This is a genomic window from Rhodococcus sp. 14-2470-1a (genome assembly GCF_002259425.1).
Taxonomy (GTDB): domain Bacteria; phylum Actinomycetota; class Actinomycetes; order Mycobacteriales; family Mycobacteriaceae; genus Rhodococcoides; species Rhodococcoides fascians_E.
Window position 1 is genome coordinate 49,000 of the sequence record NZ_NPFZ01000010.1, and the last position, 17,582, is coordinate 66,581.

The following is a 17,582-nucleotide window of genomic DNA, read 5'->3' on the forward strand; positions in this document are numbered from 1 at the left end:
GACGCTCCGTGAAGCCGGTGCCCGAGCACGCACTCTACCTGCGAAAATCCGACTCGATTAGGAAAAACCGATAAGCCGGATCGGCTTTTGGTCTTGGACGCCGATTGCCCTGTCACCCCTTAATGGTTCAAGACAGAATGTGACCTGCACAACAACGGAGGAACTCATGGCAATCGAACCCACCACGTACAAGATCGCGTCCATCCCGGCCGACGGTGTCGGTCGCGAGGTGGTCGAGGCGGGCCGGCGCGTGTTGGACGTTCTGGCCGCGCAGTCCGGCGGCAAGTTCGCCTTCCAGTGGGACGAGTTCCCCTGGGGCTGCGGCTACTACGCCGAAACAGGCAAGATGATGGCCGACGACGGACTGGACACTCTGAAGGGCTACGACGCCATCTACTTCGGTGCTGTCGGCTGGGAAAACGTTCCGGATCACATCAGCCTGTGGGGTCTGCGGCTCAACATCACGCAGAACTTCGACCAATGGGCCAACGTTCGCCCGGTGAAGTTCCTCCCCGGCGTCCAGTCGCCGCTTCGGAAGGCCGACGACACCGAACTCGACTGGGTCGTCGTCCGCGAGAACAGTGAAGGCGAGTACGCAGGCCTCGGAGGGCGCAACCTGAGCGGCCGCGGACCCGGGAACGAAGTCGCACTGCAGACCGCGCTGTTCACCGAGAAGGGATGCGAGCGCATCATGCGCTTCGCGTTCGACCTCGCCCGCACACGTACCGTGAAGAAAGTCTCCAGCGTCACCAAATCCAACGCTCAGCAGTACGGAATGGTGCTGTGGGACGACGTCTTCAAGCGCGTCGCACTCGACTACCCGGACGTCACGACCGAAAGCGTGCTCGTCGACGCCATGAGCGCAAAGTTCATCCTGCATCCGGAGGACCTGTCCGTCGTCGTGGCCTCCAACCTCAACGCCGACATCCTCTCCGACCTCGGGTCGGCTCTCGCGGGAAGTCTCGGCGTCGCCGCGAGCGCGAACCTCAATCCCGAGCGCCGCTTCCCGAGCATGTTCGAACCCGTTCACGGCTCGGCCCCCGACATCGCAGGCAAGGGGATCAGTAACCCGATCGGCGCCATCGCCAGCGCAGCGTTGATGCTCGATCACTTCGGGCTGCACGAGGAGGCACGCCGCGTCGAAGCTGCGATCGAAAGGGCGACCGGTGGCGGCGCACTGACGCGCGACATCGGCGGTACCTCGGACACCCACGAGGTCACCGAGGCCATCGTCCATGCACTGCAGAACGCCCTGACACCCGCCTGATCCACCGCGTCACCCACGTCGGTCGGTAACTCTCGACCACCAACGAAGAAAAATGCGAACTCTCACCCGAGGTGAATCTCATGGGAACAACAAGCAGCACAGCGAGTTACCAACCGACCACGGTGAAGAAACCCTGGTACAAACAGCTCTACTTCTGGGTCATCGTCGCCATCGTCGCCGGCATCGGTGTCGGATGGCTCTGGCCTAGCACCGGCGAAGCGATGGAACCGATCGGAACCACCTTCATCACCGCGATGAAGATGCTCATCGGGCCGATCGTGTTCCTGACCATCGTCGGCGGCATCGCCTCGGTCGCAGACCTCAAGAAGGTCGGCCTGACCGGCATCAAGGCTCTGACCTATTTCCAAGTCGGCACCATCATCGCGATGCTCACCGGCTTGGTGGCCATCAACATCTTCCGACTGGGTGACGGGGTCAACGCGGACGCAGCATCCCTCGAAACCACCGACTCGGCAAACAGTTTCATCAAGGCAGGCGAGGAGAAGGAATGGTGGGAATTCATCACCCACCTCGTCCCGGACAGTGTCGTCGGCCCCTTCGTCGAGGGCGACATCCTTCAGGTCATCTTCCTTGCCGTCATCTTCGGCGTCGCTATCAATGCGGTGGGCCAGATCTCGGATCCGATCCGAGATGCCGTCGAGCGACTCACTGCGGTCGTGTTCAAGGTCCTGAGCTTCATCATGAAGCTCGCCCCACTGGGAGCCTTCGGAGCCATGGCATTCGCCATCGGCAAGTACGGCGTGTCCACGCTCACCAGCCTCGGCAGCCTCATCCTTCTGTTCTACGCCACCTCGGCACTGTTCGTCATCGTCGTACTCGGGTCGGTCATGGCGTACCTGCGGCTCAACATCTTCCGAATGTTGGGCTTCTTCAAAGAAGAACTCCTGCTGATCCTCGGCACATCAACCGCCGAACCCGCTTTGCCGGGGTTGATGCGCAAACTCGAATACGCAGGCGTCAAGAAGACCACCGTCGGCCTCGTCGTCCCCACCGGCTACAGCTTCAACCTCGACGGCGCCGCGATCTATCTCTCCCTCGCTGCGCTCTACATCGCGCAGGCCACCAACACCGACCTGACGATCGCCCAGCAGCTCGGACTCCTCGGCGTCATGCTTCTCACCTCCAAGGGAGCGGCAGGAGTGGCCGGCGGCGGATTCATCGCCCTGACAGCGACATTGAGCACACTGGGCACCATCCCCGCCGCAGGCATCATGCTCATCTTCGGCATCGACAAGTTCATGTCCGAATGCCGCGCACTGGTCAATTTCATCGGCAACGCCGTCGCCACCCTGTTCGTCGCCAAATGGAACCATGAACTCGACGTCGACCGCGCCCGCCGCGTCTTCGCCGGCGAAGTACTTCCCCCTCCCGAGGGCGACACCGAGAACGACTTCGACATGGAAGTCCTCGAACACCAGCCGCAACCCGTCACCGCGCGCTCCTCGGCAGTTCACGAACAACTGCAGCCCGCGACACAGTCGAGCAGCTCGAGTCACAGCTAGGGCGCCACTACGACCGAGTGCTACGAATTGCCCGATACTTCACGAATTCGCGGATTAGCGCCGAATCGACGAAGTATCGGGCAATTCGTGTCTCCAGACCACACTCTGTGCAGCGTCAGCCGACCGTCACGTATCCGATGACCATGTCGGTGAGCATTTTTCGAAGACGCTCCCGGTTCTCGGGCGCGACGGGGTCGAACTGGAACAGCCAGTCGAAGGTGTACTGGTTGGAGACGCGGAAGAAGCTGAAGCTGGTGATGGTGAAGTGGAGGTCGACGGCGTCGATACCGTCTTTGAAGACTTTCGCCTCACGGCCGCGGTGGAGGATGTCGGACAGTAGATCCAGTGCCGGGCCGGCGAGTTCGCTGCGCTCCCCGGATTGTCCCAGGTAGAAGGCTTTGAGCGTGTTCTCGCTCGCCATCAGACGGACGAAGTCGGGGTTCCGCTCGTGGTAGTCGAAGGTCAGCTCGACGACGCGCCGGAGTGCGTCCACGGGATCGAGTTCGTCGACGTGAACCCGCTGCTCCTCGGCGCGAATGTTGACGATCGCGCTCTCGAGCACCGATCGATAGAGACCTTTCTTGTCGCCGAAGTAGTAGTAGATCATCTTCTTCGTCGTCTTCGTCCGTAGCGCGATGTCGTCCATTCGGGCGCCGGTGAAGCCCTTGGCCGCGAACTCCGCCATGGCCTCCGTCAAGATGTTGCCCCGAACATCCCCGCCGCGTGCACCTCGGCGGCCCTGAACCTCGGACGCTGTCGACATCGTGTCGAACCCCCTGGCTGTCTCCACTCGTTCCCTACGCCTGTTCGGCGACTTACACCAGACAGTGAACCACGGTACAGGCCGATCCGGTGGACGAAGACGTCGATCGCGGGGCCGGAAGGCCGGTACACGCCCATTCTTTTTGGCATCCGTCGATTCAACTGGGGCATCGACGCCGGTAGAGCGGCACGAACAGCTGTCTCCACCGGTCAGCGCGTGGACATTGTCTGCCGGCGATCTATGGACGTGTCGACGATCACGTTGTACGGTTCGCCTAGTTCACCAAAAAGTGAAACCCTGTTCATGCAGACGAAGTAGTCGCTGCCGATCGCGCAATCGGGAGCAGATGCACCACCGAGCGGTGCAGGCACGCCGGAATGCCTGCGCCCACCAGTCCTCGTCGAGCCCGCACCGTGTCGGCAACCCCAGTCGTCGTTCGGTCACAACGATCCAGCCCTGAATTCGATCCCTCACCGAAGGATGAATGGCCATGACAGCATCCGAAATACAGACAAGCGCAGCGCCCGCAGGCGTTCCGACTCCTGCCGCACCGCCGGTTCGAGTACCGACCCGCAGGCCGTGGCCTCGTCGCGACTCGCTCGTCACCGGCACCAAAGCCGTCGTCGGCATCCTCGGGCTGTTGGGCCTGTGGGAACTGGCAGTGGCGATAACCCGACCTCCTGAATACATTCTGGTCGGACCCGTCGCGGCGTTCGCCGAACTGTTCTCCCGCTTCGACTATTTCGCGACGAACGCCTGGGTGACGATCGGCGAGGCGCTGGCTGGATTCGTCGGCGGCACGTTGCTCGGCATCGTGTGCGGGGGCCTGCTGCACTATTCACCGACGATCCGCACGTTTCTCTATCCGGCCCTCGTCACGATCGACACGATTCCCAAGGTCGCCCTGGCACCTCTGTTCATCGTGTGGTTCGGCTTCGGCTTCGAGTCGAAAGCGTTCGTCGCCATGGCAATTGCATTCTTCCCACTGGTCATCAACACGTTCGACGGTCTCAGCACCGTTCCGCACGAGCTGAAGGAACTGGCGCGGATCAACAAGGCGTCGACATGGAAGCGTCTGACGAAAATCGAGTTCATCTACGCACTTCCGTCGATCTTCTCCGGTGCCAAGATCTCGATCTCCCTTGCTGTGGGCGGCGCCGTCGTCGGTGAGTTCATCGCCGGGTCGAAGGGCCTCGGATACGTGATCATGCTCGCCAACAGTCAGGTGGATCTGGCCGCCATGTTCGCGGCGTTCTTCGTACTCGCCGCCATCGCGTTGGTTCTGTTCTTCGTCGTCGACTTCGCCGGCAAGAAGCTCATGCCCTGGAAGTCCCACGCGAAATGACCGATCGAACTGGAGACCAGAATGCGTAGGACACGCACTGCGGCGTTGATGATCGCCGCCGCCCTCGTCGCACCGTTGACCGCCTGTAGCGCAACAGGATCCGGCGAGAAGATGTCGCTGATGGTCGACGTCGGGTACCTGCCCAAGCACGCACCCTTCTTCGCGGCCGTTGATCGTGGATTCTTCGAGGAGGAAGGCCTCGACGTCACCGTGATGCCCGGATCCGGGTCGGGTAACACCGTCGCCGCCGTGGATACCGGCAAGGTCGACGCCGGGTGGGCCGATTTCGGTGTCACCGTCCTCAACCAGGGTCGCGGCGCTCAGGTGACGCAGGTGGACCTGCTGCAGGCCCGGTCGGCCTATGCGGTGGTTGCCTTGTCCGACGGCGACATCCACAGTTGGGAAGACCTGCCGGGCAGAACCATTGCAACCGAGGGTGCAGGCGCGATGACAGCCATGTGGCCGTACGCTCTGAGCAAGTTGGGCCTCTCCGCCGACGACGTGAACGTGATCCACGCGGCCAGCAGCGCCAAGATTCCCGGGCTCGTCTCGGGCCAGTGGGACGCCAATTTGGCTCTCTCGGTATCCGACGGTCCGGCTATCGATGCCCTCGGCAAGGAGCCGGTGGTGTTGAAGTGGTCCGACCTCGGCATCGATCTGTACGGCAACGGAATCGTCTTCTCCAACGAGCAACTGCAGAACAACCCGGAGCGCGTCGTCAAGTTCAACCGGGCGCTGCAGAAGGCATACCTGTGGTCCTGCGAGAACCCGGAGGGCGCTGCCGACTCGTTCCACAAGGAGGTGCAGGGGTACGAGACCAGCACCGTCGTTCTTGCCCTGGACGAACAGTGCGCGCTGAACAATCGCCTCGGCGAGGAGTCGGAGCCCTTCGGCCTCATGACCGACGACGGCGTCCAACAGATGATCGACGTCTCCCGAGAGTTTCTCGGTCTCGATCCGAACTCGACGCTGACGCCCGCACAGGTCTACAGCAACGACTACATCGACCCACTACCCACTTCCGACGAGATCTCCGCACCATGACCGCCTACCTGACCGGGAGAGAACAATGAACAAGGCAGTTGAAGTCAACAATGTAGGGGTCTCGTTCCGATCGCGCGACGGAGACACCAACGCGGTCCTCGACGGCGTGAACTTCGACGTCGAGCACGGCCAGTTCGTCTCGATCGTCGGCCAGTCCGGCAGCGGCAAGACGACCCTTCTGAAAACCATCTCCGGGCTCCAGGCGGCGACGAAGGGCGAGGTGCTCATCAAGGGCGATCCGATCGCCGCGGGTGTCGAAGAGATCGGCATGGTCTTCCAGAGCCCGGTCCTGCTGCCGTGGCGCAACAACCTCGACAATGTCCTGCTGCCGCTGGAGTTCAGAGGCACTCGCGACAACGCATCGAAGGCCAGGGCACTCGAACTCCTGGACATGGTGGGGCTGAAGGACAAAGCCAAGCGCTACTCCTACGAGTTGTCGGGCGGTATGCAGCAGCGAGTCGCCATCTGTCGGGCTTTGGTGTCGGACCCGGAGCTGCTCTTGATGGACGAACCGTTCGGTGCACTCGACGCGATGACCCGCGACACCATGAACTTCGAGATCCAGCGCATCTGGCAGAAGACGGGATGCAGCGTCGTCTTCGTCACCCACAGCATCTCCGAGGCCGTCTGGCTGGGTGACCGCGTCGTGGTCGTCGGAGACCGCCCGGGCCGGATCATCGCCGACATCACGATCGACTTGCCCCGCCCCCGCGACAAAGAGCACCGCTATTCACCCACGTTCGCCGACTACGTCACCGAAGTCGAGTCGCACATCGGGGTCACTGCCGGAATCAGCTGACCTCGACTAGTTTTCAACGACAGGAGTATTCATGTTGCGTCTATCCGCACATCTCGACACGCTGGCCGACGAGTTCGGCCTGCACCCCCGGAAGAGTCTGCTGTTCTCGGCCATTCGGTTGGACTCCCATCCGCTCGTCACGCCACTGATCGCATCCCGCGACGGTGAGGACGCCATCCTCCTCGTCCGCCAGCAGGAACAGGGCAACGTCCTCTCGGCCGGCGTCGCCCCCGAGCGCATCCGCTTCTACGCACCGTGGGTCACCATCGATCCACGTCCCATCGCCGATGTCACCGTCGCGCAGAGTCTTACCTCCCTGGTGAAGAACCTTGCCGACGACGACGCCGTGCATCTCGACGCCGACGTGGTCTACAGCCACCAGTTGACGCTCTCGGACAGCCTGACGGTCACCACCGAACCTCTCGCTCCGAGTCCTGTTCGTGTTCACGCGATCTCGACGTCGGAGATCGTCGATCGGTTCACCGACTGGCGTCGACGTGGGGCCGACGTCGCCACCGCGCTGATTTCCGACGTGCCGCACCTGCAGGGTCTGACCGAGGATTTCGGTGCCGCGGACACTCGTTTCAGGGGCTTGGAATCCATTGCCGCCGAACGCAGTGTCGACGGTCTGGTCGTGCTCGCGCCGCCGAACTTCTCCGAGATCACCGGCAGGTCGGCACGCGGTGACATCGCAGTGTGGTCACCGGGGAGCGACCGGGTGTTCGTGATCACCACCGCCGACGGAAGCGAGTACGGCGACGCGGTCGGCCACTATGCCTCTCTCGCCGAGGCCGTCGCGGCACTGGTGCCCGGGAAGCGGATCGGTATCGAGGAAGAATTCATGTCCGTCGGGATCGCCGGACAGCTCGTGGCCGCCGGGTTGAATCCGGTCTCCGCGTCGATCGATCTGGCGCACTGGCGCGACATCCGCGATCACGAAGACCTACCGTTCCAGGTCATCGCGGCCAGGACGAGCGTGTACGCGATCGAGGAGGCGCTGGCCTGGGCCGAACAGGAAATCGACGCAGGCAACGAGTTCACCGAACTGGACATCTACGGCCGCTACGTCGACTTCATCGACAAGTTCACGACCGAGAATGCCATCGGGTTCGTCGTCGAGCCGTATTTCACCAACCTGCACTCGTCGAACCGCATGCTGTTCCCTGGCCCACCCGTCGACTTCCCGATCAACGGGGACACCACGTGCATTCAGCTCGACGCCGGTGTGCAGGTGACCATCGACGGCGTCGTCGTCGCGACGTCCGACATGGCGCGTTCGCTGCCCCGCACTCCTGCAGCCAAGGAGGCGTACGAGTTCTTCTTCACCGTCGTGCGGGAGGGCATCATCGGTCAACTTCGTCCCGGCGTCGTCTGCGAGGACGTACACGAAGGAACACTGCAGTTCCTGGCCCCGCACCTCCCCCGCATGATCGAGATCGGAATGCTGGGCGAGGACACCGATTTCGACACCATCTATCGTCGCCGCAACGTCGGCCATCTCATGGGCAAACAGGAGTCCTTCGCCAACGAGCTGCGTCCCGGGTACAAGCACGCCTTGGACGTCGGATCGTACGGCGCCGCCGAGATCCCCTGGCGGTACGGAGATGTGGCAATCGGAACCGAAGATCTCTGGTTCATCGGCCGGAGCCGAACCTACAACCTCACTCGACGCGACAGGACCACGGCATGACCGACACCAGCACCATCGATCCCCGGCAGCGTCTCGCAGAACGGAACCTGAGCTTGCCCGAGCTCGGCGCCCCGGCGTACTCGTACGACGCCTGGACGCAGCACCGCGACGTGCTGTACCTGTCGGGACAGATCTCGCGGACCCCGAGCGGAGAGGTCCTCAGCGGCAAGGCAGGGGTGGACGCCACCACCGAGGACGCCGCGGCCGCCGCCGAGGTCGCCGCTCTCAATCTGCTGGCCAGAATCGACCAGGCCGTCGGACTCGAGAACGTGACGCAGGTTCTCAAACTGAACGTCTGGATCGCCAGCGGACCGGACTTCACGGACCAACCGGCCGCTGCCGAATCCGCGTCGGGACTTCTGATCGACGTGTTGGGCCCTGCGGGTCGTCACGCTCGAACGACGTTGCCGACGCATGTGCTGCCGAAGAATGCTCTGGTCGAGCTGGAAGCCGTCGTCGCTGTAAGGCAGTAGCGTTCAGCTACCGACCGAGGCCAGGATCGGCGACGGTACGGCCACGAACAGTTCGGCGGTGGCGATGCGGCGAACCGCCCTACGCAGCGTGACCGAGTGCAGCAGTCCGGCCGAGTCCAGGGCGATATCGACGTCGAGAACCCCCGCGGCGGTGCCGATTCGGATGGAACCCGGCCATCCGATACGGGCATTGGTGGCGACCACCCCACCGGAGACGGTGGCTGCGGCGGCAACGGCGACAGCGGACGTCAGACCGATGGCCGGATGGGGCGCCATCATCGACAGCATGCGGACGGAGATGTCGTAGTCGGCCGCGTCGACGTCGACACCGGCGGTTGTGCGGTAGTCCCGCGGCGGTCCGACGACCCCCACCTTGGGGATCGCGTGGGTGATCGGCTCGTCGGGTGCACTGAGTCCCATGCGAAGCGCTGCTTGTCTGCGCAGTGCTACGAGAACCGGCAGATGCAGGGCGAGAACGTCGTTGGGTTCGGACGCGCCGAGTCCCAGGTCCGAGGCGTCGAAGAGAGCCGCCGGGGCGCCCGCTCGAACGAGGGTGCCCCGGTACTCCTTCCCGTCCAGTTCGATCCTGTCGACGGCTTCACCCGTCGGCAGAAGCGAGACTCGATCGGCAGCAAGATCGGTGAAGGTCAGCCCGACGGGGACGCCGAGTGCGGTGGTGCCGGGCACTGCGGCGTCGCCCTCGGTGGGGACTCGGCCGCCGGGTGTCGCGATGTCCGCGGCGAGAATGGCACCGGTGTTCTCGTTGCGCATCCGGACGACGGTGACCGTGTTGCCTACGGGAACCAGTCCCGCCTGCACCGCGTAGAGACCGATCGCGGTGGCGCAGTTGCCGCAGTTGCTTCCCCATTCGACGGTTCGATTCTCGACGGCGACCTGCGCGAACAGGTAGTCGACGTCGATGCCGGGGGTGGCCGAGCGTCGCACGATCGCTGCTTTGGACGTCGTCGAGCTTCCCCCGCCCACGCCGTCGAGTTGGCGGGGATCTCCCGACCCGAAGGCTGCGGTCAGGATCGCGTCCAGTCCCCCGGCGTCGGCGATGTAGGGGTCGATGTCCACGGCATTGAACAGCCAGCACTTGCTGGTGCCGCCGCGCATCCAGGTTCCTCGAAGAGTGAACATCCGGTGTGCCTTTCGATCATGTTCTGAAGCTTGATCCCAGCGTGCGTTCTCAGCGCGTCAAGGACAATTACGAAATATGTTCGTGAGGTTCAGGAGAACTTAACGCGATCAGAGCATCTCCGGCACGACGACGAGGATCAGCCAGCACAGCGCAGGTGCGATGGCGACGACGATGCCTGCATTGAGGAGAAGCTGGCGGTAGAAACGCGGTCTCTCGATGTTCTGAGCGTTGGCCAGCACCAGTGCGCCGTTGGTGGAGAACGGGGAGACGTCGACGACGGTCGCCGAGATCGCGAGGGCAGCCACCACTCCGACGACGGGCAGCGCTCCGGTCCCGAGCAGCGGCATCGCGAGCGGGATGATCGCGGCCAGCAGCGCCGTCGACGACGCGAATGCCGAGGTGACGCCGATGACGTAACAGAGAACGATCGCGACGACGATCGGTGCGCCGATCGTGATTGCCATCTCGGCCAGGTGATCGATGGTGCCGACCTCTTCGAGGATCGAGATGTAGGTGACCATGCCTGCGACCAGCAGGACCGTCGACCAGCTTATGTCCGCGATCGCCTCGCTCTGCTTCTTCAAGTCGGTGAAGGCCAGGACGGCGCCCGCGCCGATCGCGATGAAGCTGATCGGCAGATGCAGGACCAGGACGAGAACGAGAAGCGCGCCGATGAGGAACAACGTCAGCTTCTGCACTGCCGTGACGGGCTCGGGCGCGCCGAGCACTGCGGTGCCGCCTGGCCTGGCGAGAACCTGCGTGGCCTGACGACCACCGCCGGCCGGAACTCCCGCACCCCCGTCGCCGCCGGTCCGGGGAGTCATACGAGGTGAGCCGTCACGCGACCCGCTGGTGGGCTCGGGTTCGCTGGTGCCGGTGGCGGTGTACTCGAGACCGCGGACACGCGCCAACGTGGCGTAGCCGACGACGGTCAGGACCGAGAGCAGCAGGTTGATGCCGTAGCTGGCGAAGAAGAGGGTCCACGGGTTGATGGACAGCCCGTTGGATTCGACGATGTCGCGGACCAGCACACCCGACACGGAGATCGGTGAGAAGGCGCCTGCGTGAGCGCCGTTGATGGCCATGATGCCCATGACCAGAGGGCTCATCCTGGTGCGAGCGGCGAATCCCATCGCGGCGGGCGTGATCAACGCGACGGCCGCCGGGCTGAACGTCCCCAACGCGGTGAGTACCGATGCGGCGAAGAAGAACACCCACGGCACCACCGTCACTCGGCCGTGAACGGCCCGGATACAGCTGTTCACCAGTAGGTCGATAGTGCCGTTCTTCTTCGCCATTCCGAAGAAGTAGGTGACGCCGACGATGGTCAGGACGATCGAACTCGGGAAGGCCGTGAGGATCTCTTTGTCGTCGTATCCGAGCGCGAAGTACCCGACGGCGAACGCGCCGATGAAGCCGATGATTCCGATGTTGATCGGGAAGAAGGTTGCAATCACGAACATCGCGACCAGGGCGACGAGTGGCAGTAACTCGATGGAGGTCATGGGAGGTCTTTCGGTGGCTGGGTCGATCCTTGGTTACATTCAGCGCTTGAACGTTGTCCACGTCACATTATTGACCTGTGCCGTTCAGAACAATATCGTTCTGCTACCAACTCGTTTAGCTCAACTGAAAGCAGACCGGCTGTGCAGCACTCCTTCGACGTGGTGACCTTGTTCCTCCTGCTCGACATTGCCGAGGCGGGTTCGCTGACCGCAGGCGCCGAACGCGCGAACATGACCCCGTCCGCTGCGTCCCAACGCATCGCCAAGCTCGAACACAGCATCAAGCAGCCGGTCCTGACGCGGCTCCCCCGCGGCGTGCAGTTGACGGAAGCAGGAGAGATCCTCACGAGCAGGGCCAGACTGTTCCGCCGTGAGATGCGGGCGGCAAGCGGCGATCTCGAAGCAATCCGCGGATTGACGCGTGGATCGGTGAGACTCGGCTCGTTCCCCACCGTCAGCGCATCACTGCTCTCGGACGCACTGAAGGACTACCACGCACGATGGCCGGGGGTCGACGTCCGCGTCAGGTCGGCGGTACGCCCTCAGCTGCTGGACATGCTTCACTCCAGCGAAGTGGATCTGGCCCTGCTGTGGAGCTACGCATGGACGGAGGAAGCCGAGAGGTCGCTGTCGCTCGAATCGTTGATGGAGGACGAGACCCTCCTGCTCCGCCCGATCACCGACACTCACGCAGACAGGGAAGTTGCCCTGTCCGACCTCGAGAAGTCGAGGTGGATCATCCGAAGCAGCGACCACCCGGCCGCCGAAGTGTTGTTCCGCAGTTGCCGCGCAGCAGGATTCGAGCCGGAAGTGGTGTACGAGGCCCACGATTATCAGGAGATCGAAGCCATGGTCGCCGCCGGAGTCGGCATTGCAATGGTTCCCAGACTTGCAGTGGTACACCATCGCCCGGATGTACAGACCGTTCGCTTCCGCGCACAGGACAACGTTCCGACACGCGTCATCTACATCGCGTCGCTTGCCCGCCGCCAGTACACACCCGCGATGTACGCGATCTCCAGCGCCCTGCGGGGTGCCGCGGACCGCATCGCAGGAGCCCCTGCAACGGCGTGAGCCGGGCCGATCACGCCTGAAGCGACGCGTCACCACCACACCGTGAGGTAGCGTCGGGCAATGGGTGTCTCGGAGTTCGGTGCGAAGAAACTGACCATTGCGGCCTGCGCTCTGGTGCTGATTCCCATCACCGCCTGCACCACGTCACAGGACGACGCCTCCGCGCCCGAGCCCTGCACGTTGCCCGCGTCGGACTCGGTGACGACGGTGGACGCGGCGCCGTCGGCCGGCGGTGACATCGGTACCAATCCGGAGATTGCCACCGGGTATCGCTCCGGGATGGAACCGGTCGACACCACGGACTTCGCTGTGTCGACGGCCAATCCGATCTCCACCGACGCTGCGTGCGAGGTGCTGGCGGACGGCGGAACCGCCGCCGACGCATTGATCGCCGCGCAGACCGTCCTCGGTCTGGTGGAACCACAATCGTCGGGAATCGGCGGAGGCGCGTTCCTCCTCTACTACGACGCGGCGTCGGGCGACATACAGGCGTACGACGGACGTGAGGTCGCACCCGCGGCAGCCACCGGTGACTACCTGCGGTACATCGACGACGTGAACCGGACGGTGCCCCAGCCCGACGCACGGTCCAGCGGCAGATCGATCGGCGTGCCGGGCGTCATGCGTATGCTCGAGCAAGCCCACGCCGACCACGGAAAGCAGGACTGGGCGGAGCTCTTCGATCCGGCAGTCGCGCTCGCGGACAACGGCTTCGAGATCAGCCCGCGAATGGCACAGTCCATTGCCGATTCCGCGCCGAAGCTCGCGCTCGACCCGTCGTCGAAAGAGTACTTCCTGAATCCGGACGCGTCCCCGAAGGCCGAGGGAACGGTACTGACCAATCCCGGGATGTCGAAGACGTTGTCCGCCATCGCATCAGGCGGCGCCGACGCCTTCTACACCGGTGACATCGCACAAGCCATCGTCGACGCCACCGCGGACACCTCCGCCGGCCGCACACCGGGCCTGCTGACCACGGGGGACCTAGCCGCCTACGAGCCGAAGACCAGAACCGCCGTCTGCACCGAATACCGAGACCACGACATCTGCGGAATGCCCGGTCCGTCGTCCGGCGGGATAGCCGTCGCGTCGACGATGGGGATTCTGTCCAACTTCGATCTCGGCCAGTACGCGCCCACCGACATGGATGCCGACGGCGGTGTCCCGACGGCCGAGGGCGTACATCTGATCTCCGAAGCAGAACGGCTCGCCTACGCAGACCGCGACTTCTACGTCGCCGACCCCGATTTCGTACCGCTGCCCGGTGGTTCACCCGACGCCCTCCTCGACCCCGAATACCTCTCGGGGCGTGCGGCTCTCATCGATCCTGCGCGCAGTATGGGCAAGGCCGAGCACGGCGACTTCGGCCCCGTGCAGTTCGCGTCGTCCACCGAGCAGGAACACGGAACCAGCCACATCTCCGTCGTCGACAGCTACGGAAACGCCGCGTCGATGACGACGACCGTCGAGTCCGCGTTCGGCTCGTTCCACATGGTCGACGGCTTCCTGCTGAACAATCAGCTGACGGACTTCTCCGCCGAGCCCGTGGCACCCGACGGCACTCCGTTGGCCAACCGAGTGGAACCGGGCAAGCGCCCACGCAGTTCCATGGCGCCGACCCTCGTCTTCGACAAGACCGACGACGGCAGCCGGGGCGACCTCGCCTTGGTCGCAGGTTCGCCCGGCGGATCCGTCATCATTCAGTTCGTCGTCAAGACACTTGTCGGCGTTCTCGATTGGGGAATGAACCCCCAGCAGGCCGTCTCGATGGTGGACTTCGGTGCGGCGAACTCCCCTGCCACCAACTACGGCGGTGAACACCCGAACGTCACCGGCCCCGACGACCCCGTCGTACGCCAACTCGAGCAATGGGGACACCAGGTCTCCACGGCGGACCAATCCAGCGGCCTCAGCGCCCTCCAGCGCACCGACAACGGTTGGACCGGCGGCGCCGACCCTCGTCGAGAAGGCATCGTGCTGGGGAACTGATCGAGACACGACCGTTTCGGCCCAGATCGACGTCGGTCAGATCTATTGGTCGGCGAGACCCGTTGCTGTTGACAGGTATTCACGTGCGTCCCGAAATGTTTGCGTCACGCCGCGTCCCGCGACGGCGCGGTACCGACTGATCTGATCGTCGTCGAGAAGATCGAGCACCGTGCTGGAATCGGTGTGCATCCATCCGCCGTCGCGGACCAGTTCGTGGGCACGTTTGCCCTGCAGGGCAGAAATGCCCTCGACCCGGATTCCATTCGGGTCGGTCGACGCCGCGATGTAATAGGCCTTCTTGCCGGGGTAACCGGCCTTGACCTTCGCACGCAACCGCAGGACAGCGTCGACCGCGTCGTCGATGGCAGACGACTGCTCGTCGGAACCCGAATCGGCAGCAGCGACTCGCGCAATCTCCGCATCCAGTCCAGCAAGCAACGTGGCCAGGTATTCGAGATCACTCATCCCCTCATGATGCCCTACGACGAACGGACTATGTCTTTACAAACTGATCTAGCACGTTCTAGTGTTGGCTGACCACCACACCAGGAGACTGACATGCAGATCGGACTGATCACGGATTCGCTGAGCCATCTTCCGTTCGAGGAAGCGCTCGACATCGCCGCCGAGGCCGGTCTGTCGTCAGTGGAGATCGCTACCGGCAACTGGTCGACTGCGCCGCACGCGAACCTGTCCGAACTCGTGGAATCCGAAGCGGCCCGCGCGAAACTGACCGACGCAGTCCAAGCGCGACATCTCACGATCAGCGCGCTCAACGCGAACGGCAATCAACTCCACCCCGTCACGGGACCTGCCCATGACGACGTCGTCCGCCGCACCATCGAGGCCGCCGCGTTGCTCGGGGTGCCCACCGTAGTACTGATGTCCGGACTACCCGGTGGGCCCGGCGACTCGTCGGCCAACTGGATCACCACCTCCTGGCCCCCCGAGAACCTCGAGATTCTCGAGTACCAATGGAACGAGATCGCGCTTCCCTACTGGGATTCATTGGCACGCTTCGCGAAAGACCACGGCGTACGGCTTGCAGTCGAAATGTGCGGCTCACAACTCGTCTACAACGTCTCGACGATGAAACGACTCGCCGACGCAACCGACCCGACCGTCGTCGGGGCGAACCTCGATCCGTCGCACCTGATGTGGATGGGCGCAGACATCCCGTCGGTCATTCGCAGCCTGGGCAGCCGCATCTTTCATGTGCACGCCAAGGATGTACGAATCAACCGACACAATGCAGCACACAACGGTGTGCTCGACACCGTCGACGTCACCGATCCGCATGCGCGCGCATGGAATTACGTCACACTCGGACTCGGGCACCCCGAAGGCGCGACGTTCTGGTCGGACTTCGTCTACACACTGCGTTCCGTGGGGTACGACGCCACACTGAACATCGAGCACGAGGACGCGTTGGTCAACGCTGCCGAAGGTGTTCGGAAGGCCACTCGCCTACTGCAGCAAGTGATTCTCGAACACGCACCCGACTGGCAACCCGCACAGATCTGAGCGGCGCTGACTTACCGGTGGAGCGCGCGAGTTACCGAGAACGGGTCGGAGTCACTGCCCCACGACGGTAGCGTTGCTGTCGAGACGACTGCTCCGGACCGTATCTCGGCGACCAGATCTCGCCCGGCGATGGTCCCGGCGGCGTGTACGCCACGGAGCATCGACCCGAGAAGCACAGATCGCCGCCGCAGCCGCGCACTCCACCCCACGCGAGGGCCTGGCTTCATTCATCGCGCAGTGTCAGAACGTGGTGTCCGGCAGCGAATTCACCGCAGGCTGCCCATCGGGCAGCCGCAGTCTCTCGCGCCACCACTCCCGCGGTCGCAACATCGCTGGTCGAGCACGGCATCGAGCAATCCACCGCAGAATCCCTCGCGAACACGATCTTGGCAGCAATCGAAGGCGCCGTGATGGATGTGCGTGGCACAGCGCTCGACGATGTCGAGCAGCACCTGACCGTGCTGCTCGATCACCACCTCACCCAGGCAGACCCCCGCCGACAGCGGGCCTGATCAGCTTTTCAGTCGAGCGCCCACGTCATCGATACGACGGTTCCCACTGCGGAGTGGTCGAGATCGAGGTGGTCGCTGACGGCTGCGGCCAGATCGAGTCCGTGGCGGCGGTGGGGCGTGGGATCAGGAGGTTTCCAGATCCCGGCGTCGACGACGGTGATCGTGATGGTCGAGTCCTCGCGGACGGCAGTCAGCGTCATGATTCCGGGTTCGTCCGAGGTGGTGTACGCGTGCTCGACGACGTTGGCGAGGGCTTCGTAGGTGGCGAGCTCGATGGCGTCGACGAGGTCCTCGGTGACGTCGAACGATGCAGCCCAACGTCGTACGCGTCGACGCAGTATCGTCGCAGACGACGGGTCGGCGTGGCCATGGTGTGTCCACCGAGCGGGGTCGACGGCGCGGTGATCGGCGTTGCGTTCGGTCATCAGGTCGCGTCGCTGTCCTGGCCGCTCACGTGTGCGATCGCGGAAGCGAGATCAGGGAAGACCTGCATGAAGCGATCTATCCCGCTGAGCTCGATCGGACGCAGCACGACCGGCCGCGTCGCAACCAGCGCCATCACCGCCCCTTGCGGTAGATGCTCGGATGTCTTGACCAGGGTCGTGATGGCGCTGGAGGACAGGAAAGCAGCGTCGGTGAGGTCGACGACCAGACCACCCTCGGCCTCGGCAGCAGCGGCAAATGCGGCTGTGGCCAGATCCTGCACGACAGACATGTCCAGTTCGCCGTCCACAGTCAGCACCCGAGTCCGCCCCGTCGAGGTGAGTACAGCGCGAAACGGTGATGGATCCGCGTCGTCGGTCACCACGAGTGCACATTCTTCTGCGATGTCCACAGCATCATGACCATCTCAGTACCCGTCGTCCACGCGGTCAACCCTCGACACCCTCACGCGCCTACGCGTCCAACGCGCCCTGGCCCCCAGCGCGAACC

At 63.7% G+C, this 17,582-nt stretch carries 17 protein-coding genes; 11 read left to right on the plus strand and 6 right to left on the minus strand.

Annotation, left to right across the window (positions count from 1 at the left end; genetic code table 11):
* Window positions 1-166: 166 nt before the first annotated feature.
* Entirely contained in the window at window positions 167-1,267 is a 1,101-nt protein-coding gene (locus tag CH292_RS04930; protein WP_094628329.1) for a tartrate dehydrogenase, read from the plus strand.
* A gap of 80 nt (window positions 1,268-1,347) precedes the next feature.
* On the plus strand, window positions 1,348-2,790 hold the full coding sequence (dctA, locus tag CH292_RS04935) for a C4-dicarboxylate transporter DctA (RefSeq protein ID WP_020111918.1): 1,443 nt from the start codon (window positions 1,348-1,350) through the stop codon (window positions 2,788-2,790).
* A gap of 115 nt (window positions 2,791-2,905) precedes the next feature.
* Here dctA and CH292_RS04940 read toward each other — a convergent pair whose 3' ends face one another.
* Window positions 2,906-3,553, minus strand: a complete 648-nt coding sequence (locus CH292_RS04940) for a TetR family transcriptional regulator (protein ID WP_019663760.1) — start codon at window positions 3,551-3,553, stop codon at window positions 2,906-2,908.
* A gap of 490 nt (window positions 3,554-4,043) precedes the next feature.
* On the opposite strand from CH292_RS04940, the gene CH292_RS04945 reads away from it, so the two are divergent.
* The 5 genes from CH292_RS04945 to CH292_RS04965 are packed head-to-tail and all read left to right on the plus strand — an operon-like array spanning window position 4,044 to window position 8,904.
* Window positions 4,044-4,898: an ABC transporter permease gene (locus CH292_RS04945; protein ID WP_231383853.1), complete on the plus strand. Its 855-nt coding sequence runs from the start codon at window positions 4,044-4,046 to the stop codon at window positions 4,896-4,898.
* Window positions 4,899-4,919: 21 nt separating this feature from the next.
* Window positions 4,920-5,942 (plus strand): ABC transporter substrate-binding protein, encoded by a 1,023-nt coding sequence (locus CH292_RS04950; RefSeq protein WP_020111919.1) that lies wholly within the window; start codon window positions 4,920-4,922, stop codon window positions 5,940-5,942.
* A gap of 25 nt (window positions 5,943-5,967) precedes the next feature.
* Window positions 5,968-6,741, plus strand: a complete 774-nt coding sequence (locus tag CH292_RS04955; RefSeq protein WP_019663763.1) for an ABC transporter ATP-binding protein — start codon at window positions 5,968-5,970, stop codon at window positions 6,739-6,741.
* Between the two features lie 31 nt (window positions 6,742-6,772).
* On the plus strand, window positions 6,773-8,431 hold the full coding sequence (locus CH292_RS04960; protein WP_020111920.1) for a M24 family metallopeptidase: 1,659 nt from the start codon (window positions 6,773-6,775) through the stop codon (window positions 8,429-8,431).
* The gene (locus CH292_RS04965) at window positions 8,428-8,904 is read left to right on the plus strand and encodes a RidA family protein (protein WP_019663765.1); all 477 of its coding nucleotides are present in this window, start codon (window positions 8,428-8,430) and stop codon (window positions 8,902-8,904) included. Before CH292_RS04960 ends, CH292_RS04965 begins: the two co-directional genes overlap by 4 nt.
* A 3-nt stretch (window positions 8,905-8,907) precedes the next feature.
* On the opposite strand, the gene CH292_RS04970 is transcribed toward CH292_RS04965, so the two are convergent.
* The gene (locus CH292_RS04970; protein ID WP_019663766.1) at window positions 8,908-10,044 is read right to left on the minus strand and encodes a PrpF domain-containing protein; all 1,137 of its coding nucleotides are present in this window, start codon (window positions 10,042-10,044) and stop codon (window positions 8,908-8,910) included.
* A gap of 108 nt (window positions 10,045-10,152) precedes the next feature.
* Window positions 10,153-11,550 (minus strand): SLC13 family permease, encoded by a 1,398-nt coding sequence (locus tag CH292_RS04975; RefSeq protein WP_094654123.1) that lies wholly within the window; start codon window positions 11,548-11,550, stop codon window positions 10,153-10,155.
* Window positions 11,551-11,691: 141 nt separating this feature from the next.
* On the opposite strand from CH292_RS04975, the gene CH292_RS04980 reads away from it, so the two are divergent.
* Window positions 11,692-12,624: a LysR family transcriptional regulator gene (locus CH292_RS04980; RefSeq protein WP_019663768.1), complete on the plus strand. Its 933-nt coding sequence runs from the start codon at window positions 11,692-11,694 to the stop codon at window positions 12,622-12,624.
* A 60-nt stretch (window positions 12,625-12,684) separates the two neighbouring features.
* Entirely contained in the window at window positions 12,685-14,613 is a 1,929-nt protein-coding gene (ggt, locus tag CH292_RS04985; protein ID WP_094654124.1) for a gamma-glutamyltransferase, read from the plus strand.
* Between the two features lie 42 nt (window positions 14,614-14,655).
* On the opposite strand, the gene CH292_RS04990 is transcribed toward ggt, so the two are convergent.
* Window positions 14,656-15,078, minus strand: coding sequence for a hypothetical protein (locus CH292_RS04990; protein ID WP_020111923.1), 423 nt, complete (start codon window positions 15,076-15,078; stop codon window positions 14,656-14,658).
* Window positions 15,079-15,171: 93 nt separating this feature from the next.
* On the opposite strand from CH292_RS04990, the gene CH292_RS04995 reads away from it, so the two are divergent.
* Window positions 15,172-16,137: a sugar phosphate isomerase/epimerase gene (locus CH292_RS04995; protein ID WP_094654125.1), complete on the plus strand. Its 966-nt coding sequence runs from the start codon at window positions 15,172-15,174 to the stop codon at window positions 16,135-16,137.
* A gap of 143 nt (window positions 16,138-16,280) precedes the next feature.
* A complete protein-coding gene (locus CH292_RS29610) occupies window positions 16,281-16,649 on the plus strand; it encodes a hypothetical protein (RefSeq protein WP_020111926.1) in 369 nt (122 codons plus the stop codon).
* 8 nt (window positions 16,650-16,657) lie between these two features.
* On the opposite strand, the gene CH292_RS05005 is transcribed toward CH292_RS29610, so the two are convergent.
* Both CH292_RS05005 and CH292_RS05010 read right to left on the minus strand, forming a co-directional pair.
* On the minus strand, window positions 16,658-17,074 hold the full coding sequence (locus CH292_RS05005; RefSeq protein WP_094654127.1) for an ATP-binding protein: 417 nt from the start codon (window positions 17,072-17,074) through the stop codon (window positions 16,658-16,660).
* A complete protein-coding gene (locus tag CH292_RS05010) occupies window positions 17,074-17,484 on the minus strand; it encodes an STAS domain-containing protein (RefSeq protein WP_094654128.1) in 411 nt (136 codons plus the stop codon). The genes CH292_RS05005 and CH292_RS05010 overlap by 1 nt, the downstream gene beginning before the upstream one ends.
* Window positions 17,485-17,582: the final 98 nt, after the last annotated feature.